Source organism: uncultured Fretibacterium sp., from assembly GCF_963544685.1.
In the GTDB taxonomy this organism is placed as follows: domain Bacteria; phylum Synergistota; class Synergistia; order Synergistales; family Aminobacteriaceae; genus CAJPSE01.
Genome location: NZ_CAUUGJ010000070.1, coordinates 1 through 12,934 on the forward strand (window position 1 = coordinate 1; position 12,934 = coordinate 12,934).

Sequence of the window (12,934 nt, forward strand, 5' to 3'; positions counted from 1 at the left end):
AGCTTTCATACGGCGCCCAGGACCATCCGCGCCCGGCTCCTCGCCTACCTGCACACCGTCTCCGTACAGACACGCAGCGCGGAGTTCGACATCCCGTTCGACCGCCAGCAACTGGCCGACTATCTGAACATCGACCGGACGGCCCTGTCCCGGGAGCTCGGAAGGATGCAGGACGAAGGGCTGATCGCATTCCGCAAGAACCACTTCGTCATCCATAACAAAGTCATCCGCAGCAGAGGAGCGCCTTGACGAAGGTTCAAGCCAAAGCGCTCCCGCAGACGTCACCGTGGACGACAGGCCCTCCGCAGCCCGCCCCTCCCCTGCCGCCGGCCTCGGAAGGGGAACTTTTCCTCCGGCCCCCGGCTATTGAACCGCGATATCCGGGTTCTTCTCGCCGAAGTTCGCCATCAGAAACGCCTTGATCTCCTCCCGGTCCTTGCCGAGCTTCTCCTGCTGCTTGATGGTCTTGTACGCCTTGAAAAGGGTCGACGGGCCGATCTCCGAGCTGAAGAACCCGATTCCCTGATTCCACGCGAGGAGCTCGAACACATCGTCGAGCGCCGCGGAATCGATCCCGTGCACGTACGCCTTGACGAGCTCCCGGCACGCCTGACGCATTCTGCCCGCGCCGACCGCATTCGTCAGCGACAGAAGAAGCCGGGTCTCATACGGGAGCGTCCTCTTTTCGTCGTTCCAGGTCAGGTCCCAGAAGTTCACCGCGATCCTGCCGAGCTCCTCGTCGATCAGCGGAAAATTCGTCAGAGCCGCGGGGCGCATGGGGATCGACCCGTCGTCCTCCTTCACCGCGGTACGATAGAAGTAGGCGTGAAACTCGCCCTCCGCTGCCTGTACCGTGTGATATTCAAAGCCCAGCTGCTCCATCACCGCGTAGAGCGGAATGGGCTCGAAGGTCTGGACGACCTCCAGTCCCGCCCCGACCGGAAGCTCCATCGCCTGCTTCTTCAGCCCGGGGAAGAAGTTTCCGGCAACCCCTCTCACATCGATCTTCTTGAACCCCGCAGTCTTGTCCTTCCAATCCGCAAAACTCATCGTGCGTCCTCCCATCCGGCTCCCGAAGAGCCCTATGTTTTTCATACCGAACATAATTTATCATCGGGAGGACGCTCTTTGTGTGGCTATGATCACTTTCCGAAAGGACGTTCCTACTTTGTGCGCGAAAACGGAACCCCGGCCCTGCCTGCAGGCCGACAGCTGCCCACGCACCCCCGCAGTGCGGCAGCCGTTCCGTCCGCGGGCAGCAAGCCGCAGGGGGCGAAGCCTGTAAACAACGGAAGGCTCACCCCTTCGGTGCACGTTTGGGGTTTCGGGGGAACCACCCCTTTTCGACGCGCCGGGTCTGCTGTTTCAGCTCGCGGATGCTCCAGAGCAGGGAAAACCCCACGACCCCCAGGACGGAGGAGAGCAGGGGCCGCTCCACGAACAGGGACGCGGCGCAGAAGGCGAGGCCCCCGCCAGGAAAACCGGCCACACCCTGTCGGAAAAGTAGTACTCGCACTTGATGACGACGGGATGAAAGACGCCGATGACGATGAAGGAGGTCAGCCCGATGAGGATTCCGGACCAGTTGAGCATGCTCGCGCCCCTTTTTCCTCTACCAAGTGCCCCCGGAAGCGCCGCCGAAGATCAGGGGCAGCAGCGCGGAGAAACCGCCCGCCGCCGTGAGCGCCAGAGCCGGATGCAGCAAACTTCTCCAGCGCCTCGAGACAATCCCCGAGACCGCTTTGTATCCCTGATACGCCAGCAGAACCCAGAACGACATCATCGCGAGGTTCTCGGCCAGCACGAGGGCCGCCGCCTTGTCGTAGTCCAGAAAGGCGAACTGCGTCGTGAGAAAGAGATAGGACGAAATATCCCTAATGAGAAACAAATGAAGCCCGCAGCCGGCCGCCAATGCGGCAAGGACGTTCAGGCCCACGTCCTTCCATCCTCCGGGCAGTCGCCCGGCTATCATGCCCCAATGCAGGCCCAGATGGAGGCTCATCAGGATGAAGCTCCACCAGGACCCCGATAGATGCGCCAACCTGGCCCAGTACGTCCCCGATCGGATGTCCAGAAAGGCGAGGGCGTGCCGGGACATCATCATTCCGCTCGCAACCGTGACGAGGAAGGCCGCCAGGAGCAGCGCGTTCACCGCGGTCCAGAGGGAGCGGACAAGTCCGTACCGCCCCCGGAACAGGGCACGGTACCACCCGCGGTTGAGCCACTGGTGAATCAGGAACAGGACGAACATCCCCATCCCCAGCCACTCGCGTGCCGTCTCTCCCGTCACCTGAAGCGCCATCAGGAGCAGCAGCAGGACCGTCATCAACAGGTCGACGACCCTCTTCAGGCGCATAACGCCTCACCTCCGCCCATCATTGCCCGCCGCAGTCCATTTCCGCCCGCATCCCCATGCAGGATGCACGACCCCGCGCCGCGGGCAGGGGCCGGCTCCCCTACTTGACGAGCCCGGTCCCCACAAGCCACTCCCGGACCTTCGCCCTGGCGCCCTCCGAAAACTCCTGGGCCTCCGCCCCCAGCATCGTGAAGGCGTTGTTCACGGTCGCGCCGGAGCAGAGCTTCCCTATCGTGCCGACGGTCCCGGACAGGCCGGAGCCGGCGGCCGTGCAGAACGGAATGATGCGCTTGCCGGCGAACGCCCCGGAGCCGTAGGACTCGAGGAACGTGTAGACGGCCATCGGCATGTCCCCCCACCAGTTCGGGTAACCAAGGAAGATGACGTCGTAAGGGCCGATGTCGGGCGGCGTGCTCTTCAGCTTCGGCCGCGCTCCCTCGTTCTGCTCGCGCTTCGCGACCTCGGTCGTCTCCCGGTACTCCTTGGGATACGGCCTCTCGGTCTCGATGCGGAACAGTTCTCCGCCCGTCGCCTCGACAACGGCCTCGGCCAGGACCTGCGTGTTGCCCTTCTCGACGTAGCCCACCTGATAGTTCTCGTCGGCGCGCGAGAAGTACGCGATCAGAATCTTTCCGCCGTCCGCGGCGGACGCGGTCCCGGCGCCCGCGAAAAGCACAAATGCGACCACAGTCAGCGAGAGCAGCAGCACACTCCATTCCTTCATCGCTTTTTTCCTCCATCTTCCTCGTTCAATTCGTTTTTGGCAAGCCAGGCGGCCACGTCGGCCGGCATGGAACTACCGCCGCCATAGTGGACGGACAGCGGCGTGCCGATCACCGCGTTCGGAGCGAGCTTGCCTATCGCCGTGACGCTCTGTCCGAGGCGACCTCCTCCATGACTGCAAAACGGGATGATCGTACGGCCCGAAAAATCGTAGCTCTCGAGAAAGGACGCTACCGGCGCGGGAACCGAAGCCCACCAGTTCGGATAGCCGAGGAGGATCACGTCGTACTGCCCGAAATTCTCGACCCTCCCCTTCAGCTTCGGCCTCGCGTTCTCGCGCTGATCGCGCTGAGCCTCGTTCAGGACCGTATTGTAGTCGCTCGAGTATTCGCGCACCGGCTCGATCTCGAACAGGTCTCCGCCCGACTGTTTGCGGACCTCTCCGGCGATGCCGCGCGTCGTTCCCCCCCAGGAGAAGAACGCGACCAGAACTTTTGGCTCCTTTTTCTCACCCTTTCCCGGCTCAGATACCTCAACCTTCGACGTCAGCGAACCGGTCATGGACACGGCATTCCGTGCCAGGCGCATGCCGACTGAGGCGCTGGATCGGCCGGGGGGCAGGGAGGCGCGGTAGGCGCAGCGCAGATGCTTGGCGAAGTCGTTCCATCCGCCCCCGCGGTTCACCTTGCGCATGCGCGAAGAGGACTCCGCCGCTCCCGCCGGGTCCTTCACCCCATCCGAACCGTACTCGCCGTAGGTGTCCCAGCACCACTCGCCGACGTTGCCGTGCATGTCGTACAGCCCCAGCGCGTTCGGCGCGAAGCTGCCGACCGGCGTCGTCCTCTGCCGGTACTGGCCGGGCTTTACCTCGAGCTTTTCCTGGGTGAAGTAGTTCTGCTCGACATTATAAGGGTAATGACCGTAAAAGTTGGCCTCGTCGGGCCCGATGGACGCCCTCCCGGAGAACGGTTCGGCGCTCCCCGCGCGGCACGCATACTCCCACTCCGCCTCGGTCGGCAGCCGCCAGCCGTCGGAGGCCCGGTTCCACGTCACGGCATCCCCGGTGATCTCATAGGCCGGAGCGAGCCCGTCGGCCCGGCTCCTCGCGTTGCAGAACGTCACCGCATCAAGCCACGTCACGTTCTCCACGGGAAGGTCCGGTCCCTTGAAGGCGCTGGGGTTGCCGTTCATCACGGCCTCCCACTCGGCCTGGGTGACCTCGCGCGCGGCGATGTAAAAATCCGAGAGCTCGACGGGATGCGCGGTCTCGTCGCCGCTGCGCCACGGTTCGTCGTTCGGGCTCCCCATCGTGAACGAGCCGCCCTTGACAAAAACCATGCCGTCGTTCTCGGCAGCAAGTGCCGCACCGGGAAGAAACGCCGCGGCAAAAGCCAACAGCCCCAAGAATTTCACCATACTGCCCCTCCTTCCGTCCCCCGGCCTTTTTCTCGCTTCGGCGCGGCTACAGTTCCTCGATCCAGGATTTGAGCGACGAAACCGACTCGCGGTTCCCGAACCTTTTGCCCGAGAGCCAGACCGCCCCGGGCGCGGACGGCTTGAGCTCGTCGAGCGTATGCCCCATGCCGGAGCCGCCGGACGTCGCGAAGACGGCTACCCTCTTGCCGAACAAGTCGCAGCCCTCCAGGAACGTGTTGATGATCGTCGGCGCGACGTACCACCAGATAGGGAAGCCGATCAGCACCGTGTCGTACCCCGAGACGTCGGGCAGGGCCCCCTCGATGGGAGGGCGGAACTTCGGGTTGTCCCTCATCTCGATCGAGCTGCGGCTCTTTGGGTTGTTCCAGTCGAGATCGGCCGACGTGTACGACGTCTTGGGTCTGATCTCGTAAAGGTCCGCGTCGGCCGCCTCCGCAACGTTCTTCGCAACTCCCGCCGTCGTCCCCGTCGCCGAGAAGTACGCGACCAGAAACTTCTTTTTCATATTCATAGCGGAATTTCCTCCCTTTCGTTTTTTCAAAACAACAACAGTCTATAATTTAGAGTGAGCTCCAAGTCAAGGGGAGAAAGGATGAAAGCCATAGGGCCGACAAAGACGCGGCGAACCCGTGAATGATGGTGGGGCCAAAATCTGCGGACAAAATTTTAACGTTCGGCCAGGGCAGGCCTCATACGTTTTCTGCCGCACCTGGCAGGTGCCGGGGCAGAGTCCGCTCAACCCATACCATCATAACGCGCTTGATCCTTCATAAAACCGTCGCTGCCTGATTTCGGGGACGATGATTGACAAGCACTATTGAAGCACGTTATAATACGCTTTGTGCATTGAAGAGGTGAGTTGGCCGAGAGGCTGAAGGCACTCGCCTGCTAAGCGAGTATAGGGGCTAAAACCTCTATCGAGAGTTCGAATCTCTCACTCACCGCCAGGATCTTTCTAAGAGATGATGAAGGTCCAAGGTATAAGTGTGCGGCAGTAGCTCAGCTGGATAGAGCGAAGGCCTACGGAGCCTTAGGTCGTGGGTTCGAATCCTGCCTGCCGCGCCAGCGACTAATCCGGTTCAGTCCGTTGTACTACGAAACCCCGCTTTTAAGCGGGGTTTTCGCTTTTTGACGGTCCGCCGTTATCCGGTCAATATTGTCTGTATCCAGAGCATAACCGTACCTATTCCCATACCACTTTTTTTGAACGGGCGGAGAGAAACGCTTCTGTGGTACGGTCACGCCGAAGACGGGAGATGACCGGGTTGGCGCTCACGGAGACGGCCATAAAGGGAGCAAAGCCGAAGGACAAGCCCTACATGCTGCGGGACGACCGCGGACTCTGGCTGCTTATTGTACCAGGCGGCGGGAAGTATTGGCGATTGCGCTATTGGGTGGGAGGGAAAGAGAAGAAGGGTCCTTGGGGACCTACCCTTCCGTCACCCCTCAGGGAGGCGCGGGAGCGGCTGGACAAGCAAATCCGGGGAGTCTGCACCGAGAAGTACGCCCGTAACGTATTGAGCCGATGGGAGCGTTTCGTCTTCCCGGTCCTCGGGGGGCGGGATATCCGGGAGATAACGGCTCCCGAGTTGCTTCGCATCCTTCGGGATGTCGAGGAAAAGGTTCGCGCCGCTTACAACCATGCGGAGTATCCGGCTGAGCGACGCGAGATGATGCAGGCCTGGGGGGAGTATTTTGAGGGGCTGGGGCAAAGCATAGAAAAAACTCCTCAAGTGAGAAGGTTTATTTGACTACAGCCATTGTCATTTGGATGAGAGCCGCAATGGCACCAACGATTATCCCAGTCCAGGCGACGTTACGAGATGACTTGCTTACAATTCAGATGCTCCCTCTATACTTCCTTGTCGCAGGATGAGCCAAACTCACTGCTCTCTATTCCTTCTTCGTTGCAGATCGCAGGAATCAGCGCCATCGTCAACAACCCGGCAAGTCCGGCATAGCAGCCACCGCCACCGCTGCGTTGAGAAGCGCCTTGGTCAGGAACGCGTGGAGGACGGATATCTTCCGACACCACGGTAACCCTACACGCGGCAGAGACAGGCTCCCCATCCGGGGCCTCTGTTGTTGCAGTCATTTGTGTTTCCCCTGCTTTTAATGCCAAGACCTCGCAAGAAAAATCCCTTGGAGAGAGGGATGCGATCTCAAGGGCCTTAATATCCCAACTTATCATTTGATAGGGGGCCAAGCCGGATTCAGGAACGTGGATGACCTCTTTTTTGCCAATTTGCAAGTACACTTCGGAGGGATTGATGATTACAATTTCAGCAGCTCCGTCTCAGAGAACTGTCACCCTGCAGGTCGCCTTAAAGCCACCATCCTCTGTCGTCGCCGTTATCGTTGCATCACCGGAGACCAACCCCTGAACCCACCCCTCAGAATCGATCGTAGCGACTTTTTCGTTGCTGGAAGACCACATTACCTTTTTGTTCGCAGCATTTTCAGGCTCAACGATAGGTTCCAACCTTCTGCCGTTTAGTTCGCCGTTCAATGCACCTTGGAGCATCATTTCAATGTGGCTGGCAGGCTCTTCAAGGGGGTTCCCCGCATCTCGCAACTTCAGCCCTGTCACGTGCACTACTGGTGGAATCCCCGCAACAGCTTGAAGTTGGGTTTCGGACATCCCTGTGCTACTATCAGAATCATACACGAATAGCGATATCTTCCCGGCGTCCATGGATGCAAATTCTGTCTTGATTGCCAGGGGACTTATTGAGCCAACGCAGCTCCCGTTACCTGATATATTCTGATTCCCTGTCTGGATAAAATATCGATACGTGATTGCGGAAGTATCCGCAGAGATCTCATACTGAAACTCGACCTCTCGATATGGAACTATGGCGGACAGGTCGACAATCGTACCGTCATCGACGTAAACTGCCTTGTCCAAGGAAACTACAGGAATGGCCGCAAGTGCCGCCGTGGACATAACAATGCAAAGCAAAACCCCCAAGAGAAACCTTTTCATCTCAATCCCCCTCGATGTTTTCACACGACATTCCCCGGGATCCCATCGTCAACCCAGCGGACGACCTTCCCCATGATCCGGAACTCCTCGGATCCAATATCCCCAGCGGCAATATAAATCGACTTGTAGTTGGGATTCGCGGGGCGAAGTTCGATGTTCCCGTTGGCGTACTGGATGAACCCCTTTATGCTCGCGCCACTCCTTTGTTTTGACGAGGGGTGCATGTTTCCGCTAAAAGCGGGGGCGTATTTGGCGTTTGTCACGAGTGAAGCGCTTTTTGTGACATGTTGAATTTCGATCCTGATGGGGGCTTGTCCCCTTTGCATGAAAGAGCGCAAACCTTGACCGGGAGCGGCTCTTTTTTGTGCCCAAGCGTGCCAACCCAGGCGATCGGGACTGCCCATGAGGGACTCGAGCGGGCGATCTTATCTGTCCCGCTTCCTGGGCACAACCGGCTGTATCTGTTTGTCCTTCCGCCGTCCTCTGCCCAGGGGAAAGCACCGAACGATTTTGCCCCTATAAAATTCAGGGAGTCAGGGCATCCTGATGCATGCCACAACTCCCTGAAGAAGAACATCCGGCCCAACCGGCCGATCTGAAGTCAATCCGTGCAGCCCAACGGAAAAAACGTCGGCGCCACCCGGAAAATTAACGCTTGGAGAACTGCCGCTTGCCGCGGGCTCCCTTCTGCCCGAACTTCTTGCGTTCGACCATGCGGGGATCGCGGGTCAGAAGGCCCTCCTTCTTCAAGGCGGGGCGCAGGTCCGGATTCATGCGGATCAGGGCTCGCGCAATCCCCATCTTGACCGCTCCGGCCTGGCCGGTCAAGCCGCCGCCCGAAGCGTTGACGAAGACATCGACCTTGCCTTCAAGGTTCACCGCCTTCAGGGACTGCATGACCTGAGCCTGCCAGACCAGGCGAGGGAAGTACTCCTCCACCGTCCGGTCGTTGATCTTGAGTTCTCCGTTGCCCGGGCAAAGCCGAACACGGGCCAAGGCGTTCTTGCGGCGACCCGTTCCCCAGCAATAGCTGTTTTCCATCTGCCTGTCCTCCTGCTTCAAAACTATAGATCAAGCGCCTCGGGCGCCTGAGCGACGTGGGGATGATTGGGGCCCGTGTAAACCTTCAGCTTACTCGCGTACTTCAGGCGGGTTTTGGGGAGCATGCCCTTCACCACATGTTCGAACAAAAATTCGGGGCGCTTCTCGAGCATTCTCTCCCAGGGGATGGAGCGGTAGCCCCCCGAGTGCCCCGTATGATAGTGATAGTGCGACTGCGAGGCTTTGCGGCCCGTCAGGCGGACTTTATCCGCATTGACGACGATCACGTAATCCCCCGTATCCACGTGGGGCGTGAAGGTCGGCCTGTGCTTGCCCGTCAGGATGCGCGCAATGCTCGCCGCCAGACGGCCGATAGGCCTGTCCGTGGCATCCACGATATACCACTTTCTTTCCACCTGACCGGGCCTGGCCAAGTAGGAACTGCTGCCTGCCATCTCGTTTCCTCCTCGAACTCGACACGAAGCCGACTCACTTTTTCTAAAGAACGGCCCCGTAGTTTTTCAGTTTCCTAATTTATCCCTCAGTAACGGAAGAAGATGCTTCAGCAAGAGAACAACCTCGCGGGACACGAAAGCTCTCACCGGAATAGTGGCAGGGGGGCCATCCGGGGAGAACTCCAACCGTCACGCCAAGCCGATCTTGTTCAAAGCACCGTGCTTCGCAGACTTCTATTGTATACGAACACTGCAGTCGTTCGCAAGTACTCCGGTCAAATCCGCTATGTTCTGCCAACTAACGCATCAGGGCAAGAGCGAGGGAGGTCAGCATAAAGAGGGCCGCCAGGACGACGGTGATCTTGGTCAGCCCGGAAAAGCGCTGCCACTGCCCCGCATCCGCCTGGGTTCCGCCCCCGAATACCCCCGCAAAACCGCCTTCCTTGCGATGCTGGGCCAACACGATCATCATCAGCACCACGGAGATCACGATATGCACCAGAGAAAGCAACGTCCGCACCAGAAAACTCCTCCTCGTCCCAGAAACACACAAATTACTTTCCGCCCGCAAGGTACCGAAGAACACAGGCGAAAAATATCTCTCCTAAAATATTCATGCCAATGTTACCGGCATGTCAAGCATTCATTTTATCATAACTCCACGCAGAATATGCTAAGGGTATATCGGCGCTTTCCCTAAAGTCCTGCTTACCCACACCACCGCCTTCGCTTGTCAAAATTCTGCACGCAAGAAAAGTTAAAACTGAGAGCGGGCAAGCCAATAAATGGCTCTGGAGTAACTTCTCGGAACTCCGTTGCCTGTGGCATAGAGGCGGGTCAAGCGACGCTGCGCATGGACGTCCCCTTGCTCCGCGGCCCTGGCATACCATGCGGCAGCCCTGCCGTCGTCCTTCTCAACACCATCCATTAAAGCAAATGTCGTATCATACATTTCTCCCATCAAAAACTGAAGCTGAGCATCCCCAGCCTCAGCCAGCTTCTCAATGCCGCCAAGTGTTTTCTGCCGTACATCCGGCGTGGTATCATCCTGAAGAATGAGCTGTGAGGGCAAGGCTCTGACGGTCTCCACCCCATGATATTTTGCGTAGGATTGATTTCTCCAATCCGAGGGCCATGGCCGCAAATCCGTGAAAAACAGCAACTTTGGCCTAGCCGTCAGCAACGGGACAACAGTATCCATTCGCCCCATCTCCCTCTGACGTGTCAATAGCTCCTCACGCAGCTCCAACTCGGCCCGGTAGACAGACACAATCCTCAGATCCTCAATTAGGGCAACAAAATTCGGACTCAGAAGCAGGCATAAGCCCAACAGAACCCAACGCCATCTGAAAAGACTCAAGGTGCGTATGCGCTCGAGCGTCTTCTTTTGCCTATAGCCAAAGGACCAGAGTAGGAACCAGGCGGTCCCCATCAGCCAGAGCGTCAAGCTCTCCGCTCGTCCAGGAAGCCCGGCACCCGTTCCCCATCCGGCTATAGCCTGCATCAGCAGCGCAGTTAAAGCCGTAATCAACCCGATATGCCACGCCCTGAGACGACGAGCGACCCCTTCGTCGAACGAAGGAACGTTTCGAGTTATTGAGGGCAGGAATAGCAGAAAAACATACATGATCGGATTCATAAAAAATTTGACGACGGTAAAGAAACCAAAGACCACCGCAATTCCTAATGTTCTGAAAAACCTCGGTAAAAAGGCGACTGTTGCTATTTTCCCCATACGAATTGCAGTTCCCGGCGCCACTAGCATCACGAGAAAAGCCAGGAGGGCGGCAAAGAAAAAAAAGACAGCCCGTCTCGCCTTCACAGCCTCCCCCAAACAAGAAAAATAAAGGACCGCCAAGGACGCCAGAAGAATCTGCATCACGCTGATGGGCTCCAGAAGGGTCCCATTCAAAAACAGTAGGACGGAACAACTCCAGAATGCCGGACCAATCTCGTTTTGACGCAATGCTTTTACCGCCAGAGCAAGGGCGAAAAGGGCAACGACCGTCGCCCAAGTATAGGGCATTCCGCTCAACCAATAAAGAGTCTCGTTCAGAGCAGGAAGGACAGACAGCATTGCGGCCTGCAGCAACAATACAAAGACCATTTTGTCACAAACGGAAACCCCCGGAACAAGAGCCCCCAGACAAAAGTGGAGAGCTATGATGGATAGCAGGACCGCCCCCAGAGGCAGGAGTCCATAAAAAGAGTTCGCATCCAAGGACGCCACCAAAGAAAGCAAAAATGTGTTGAACACCCTTCCCGTCCATTGACAGTAGTACGACTTCTGCACCTCGATGAAGCCTGAGTCCGAGACAGCCTCAAAAAAGTTATAATCGTCAGCGGATGGGCGGGCATAGGAACCAATCCAGCAGAAGAGGAAAATATATAAAGAACCCAACAAGATGAGAACGATATCCTGTCTTCCGAAAGGCTTTTCCTTTTTTTCCCTCTCTATCTCCCGCACAGCAAAACCACCGACCCTCCAAAGGGGATGGAAAGATAAGGGACCCAAAATGTTTCAATCGAAAATAACGCGAACAAAAACGAATTAACACCGAGGGGAGGCACCTTTGTCCCCGTTGAAGCATGACATCCGCGGAATCGGTCAAACACACGCGCCGCGGCCATTAGAGGAAACAACAAAGAATTGATGTAGCCGGCATAAAAAATCTCATATCCCTGCCGTATACAAAGGTTCTGAAGTCGTGTCCTGGTATAGCGACGATAATGTCCCAGAATTCTGTCGTGGGTTCCAAACATCCACTGATAAGCAGGAACCGTCAGCAACAATTTTCCTCCAGATCGCATATGTTCTCCAATGGCAGCTAATGCCTCCCCATCGCGTTCAATATGTTCTAGGACATCAAAAAGACAGATAAGATCAAATCGTTTTCCACGAACAGCCTCCAACCCATCTGGAAGCCACCCCTTCGCGATGGAAACTCCTTGCATTGGGGAAATGTGTTCTCGTGCGTAATCGTCAAGCTCAAGAGCCGTAACGTTCCCAAATCGAACGAGCATTGGAAGGTTGCTTCCCGTACCACATCCCACCTCAAGGATATCACAGGGGGGGCCGGAAAAAACCATTTTCTCTATGATTTTTCCAAGTATCCTTCTCTTTCCCCTAAACCACCAATGACGGTCCTGTGTCTCCAACATTTGTTCAAAGGCCTCACGACGCATGACGTCTTATCCTCTTTTCAGGCAATAAACATCGCGCACCACATAAACAGGCCTTCTCTTGCTCTCTATATAGGCCCTGCCGAGATACTCTCCCAAAATGCCGACGCCCAGGAGCTGCAGCCCTCCAAAGAAAAGAATCAGACAAAGCAGTGAGGCGTAGCCCGGCACTTCTATACCCCAGGCCAAAGTCCTCAAGACGATGTAAGCCCCATATATAAAGGCACCGAACGCCGTGAGGCTGCCCAGATAAAACCATATGGTCAGGGGAAAGGTACTGAAGGAGGTAATGCCCTCGACGGCAAGTTTCCAAAGCCGCCATCCATTGAATTTCGTCTCCCCTGCAGCCCGAGCCTCTCGAACGTAGTCGATAATACAGCTCTTGAATCCCACCCACGCAAAAAGCCCCTTCATAAAGCGGTGCGTCTCGTGCAGGCCTCCCAGGGCTTCCACCACCTTACGGTCCATCAAGCGGAAATCTCCCACGTTCTCGGGCAACTCCGGACAGGATATCCTGTTGTGCACCCTATAGAACATCTGCGCAGTCACCCGCTTCAGCCACGAATCGGACGTGCGGTCGGAACGACGTGCCAGGACAACCTCATATCCTTCCCGCCATTTTGCAAGCATGGCGGCAATCAACTCGGGGGGATCCTGGAGGTCCGCATCAATCGGAACCACCGCATCCCCTGTGGAATGTTCCAGCGCTGCGGTCAAAGCAGCCTCCTTGCCAAAATTCCTGGAGAGATCGAC

15 protein-coding genes and 2 tRNA genes are annotated in these 12,934 nt (G+C 57.4%); 4 read left to right on the plus strand and 13 right to left on the minus strand.

Features of this window, described 5'->3' with window-relative positions:
- Positions 1–249: helix-turn-helix domain-containing protein (locus ABLA28_RS07510; RefSeq protein ID WP_347713141.1), on the plus strand; the 249-nt coding region annotated here is incomplete at its 5' end.
- 114 nt (positions 250–363) lie between these two features.
- Here ABLA28_RS07510 and ABLA28_RS07515 read toward each other — a convergent pair.
- From ABLA28_RS07515 to ABLA28_RS07540, 6 genes are all read right to left on the minus strand, one after another.
- Positions 364–1,050, minus strand: coding sequence for a DUF2249 domain-containing protein (locus ABLA28_RS07515; protein ID WP_347713142.1), 687 nt, complete (start codon positions 1,048–1,050; stop codon positions 364–366).
- A gap of 247 nt (positions 1,051–1,297) precedes the next feature.
- Positions 1,298–1,489, minus strand: coding sequence for a DUF4491 family protein (locus ABLA28_RS07520; protein ID WP_347713143.1), 192 nt, complete (start codon positions 1,487–1,489; stop codon positions 1,298–1,300).
- 123 nt (positions 1,490–1,612) lie between these two features.
- Positions 1,613–2,356, minus strand: coding sequence for a DUF4405 domain-containing protein (locus ABLA28_RS07525; protein ID WP_347713144.1), 744 nt, complete (start codon positions 2,354–2,356; stop codon positions 1,613–1,615).
- Positions 2,357–2,456: 100 nt separating this feature from the next.
- Positions 2,457–3,080 (minus strand): flavodoxin, encoded by a 624-nt coding sequence (locus tag ABLA28_RS07530; protein ID WP_347713145.1) that lies wholly within the window; start codon positions 3,078–3,080, stop codon positions 2,457–2,459.
- Positions 3,077–4,495, minus strand: coding sequence for a flavodoxin (locus ABLA28_RS07535; protein ID WP_347713146.1), 1,419 nt, complete (start codon positions 4,493–4,495; stop codon positions 3,077–3,079). The genes ABLA28_RS07530 and ABLA28_RS07535 overlap by 4 nt, the downstream gene beginning before the upstream one ends.
- A gap of 46 nt (positions 4,496–4,541) precedes the next feature.
- Positions 4,542–5,027 (minus strand): flavodoxin, encoded by a 486-nt coding sequence (locus tag ABLA28_RS07540; RefSeq protein WP_347713147.1) that lies wholly within the window; start codon positions 5,025–5,027, stop codon positions 4,542–4,544.
- Positions 5,028–5,369: 342 nt separating this feature from the next.
- Here ABLA28_RS07540 and ABLA28_RS07545 point away from each other — a divergent pair.
- The 3 genes from ABLA28_RS07545 (at position 5,370) to ABLA28_RS07555 (ending at position 6,267) form a co-directional block, all read left to right on the plus strand.
- Positions 5,370–5,463, plus strand: a tRNA-Ser gene (locus ABLA28_RS07545).
- Positions 5,464–5,504: 41 nt separating this feature from the next.
- Positions 5,505–5,581 (plus strand) — tRNA-Arg (locus tag ABLA28_RS07550).
- Between the two features lie 200 nt (positions 5,582–5,781).
- Positions 5,782–6,267: an integrase family protein gene (locus ABLA28_RS07555; RefSeq protein WP_347713148.1), complete on the plus strand. Its 486-nt coding sequence runs from the start codon at positions 5,782–5,784 to the stop codon at positions 6,265–6,267.
- 545 nt (positions 6,268–6,812) lie between these two features.
- Here ABLA28_RS07555 and ABLA28_RS07560 read toward each other — a convergent pair.
- From ABLA28_RS07560 to ABLA28_RS07590, 7 genes are all read right to left on the minus strand, one after another.
- The gene (locus ABLA28_RS07560) at positions 6,813–7,502 is read right to left on the minus strand and encodes an Ig-like domain-containing protein (protein ID WP_347713149.1); all 690 of its coding nucleotides are present in this window, start codon (positions 7,500–7,502) and stop codon (positions 6,813–6,815) included.
- A 648-nt stretch (positions 7,503–8,150) separates the two neighbouring features.
- Positions 8,151–8,543 (minus strand): 30S ribosomal protein S9, encoded by a 393-nt coding sequence (gene rpsI, locus ABLA28_RS07565; RefSeq protein ID WP_299301685.1) that lies wholly within the window; start codon positions 8,541–8,543, stop codon positions 8,151–8,153.
- A 23-nt stretch (positions 8,544–8,566) separates the two neighbouring features.
- The gene (gene rplM / locus ABLA28_RS07570; RefSeq protein ID WP_299301682.1) at positions 8,567–8,998 is read right to left on the minus strand and encodes a 50S ribosomal protein L13; all 432 of its coding nucleotides are present in this window, start codon (positions 8,996–8,998) and stop codon (positions 8,567–8,569) included.
- A gap of 298 nt (positions 8,999–9,296) precedes the next feature.
- Positions 9,297–9,518, minus strand: a complete 222-nt coding sequence (gene secG / locus ABLA28_RS07575; protein ID WP_314716336.1) for a preprotein translocase subunit SecG — start codon at positions 9,516–9,518, stop codon at positions 9,297–9,299.
- A gap of 237 nt (positions 9,519–9,755) precedes the next feature.
- On the minus strand, positions 9,756–11,465 hold the full coding sequence (locus ABLA28_RS07580) for a DUF6056 family protein (protein ID WP_347713150.1): 1,710 nt from the start codon (positions 11,463–11,465) through the stop codon (positions 9,756–9,758).
- On the minus strand, positions 11,453–12,184 hold the full coding sequence (locus tag ABLA28_RS07585) for a class I SAM-dependent methyltransferase (protein ID WP_347713151.1): 732 nt from the start codon (positions 12,182–12,184) through the stop codon (positions 11,453–11,455). The genes ABLA28_RS07580 and ABLA28_RS07585 overlap by 13 nt, the downstream gene beginning before the upstream one ends.
- Positions 12,185–12,190: 6 nt before the next feature.
- The coding region (locus ABLA28_RS07590) for a glycosyltransferase family 2 protein (protein WP_347713152.1) at positions 12,191–12,934 on the minus strand (744 nt) is incomplete at its 5' end.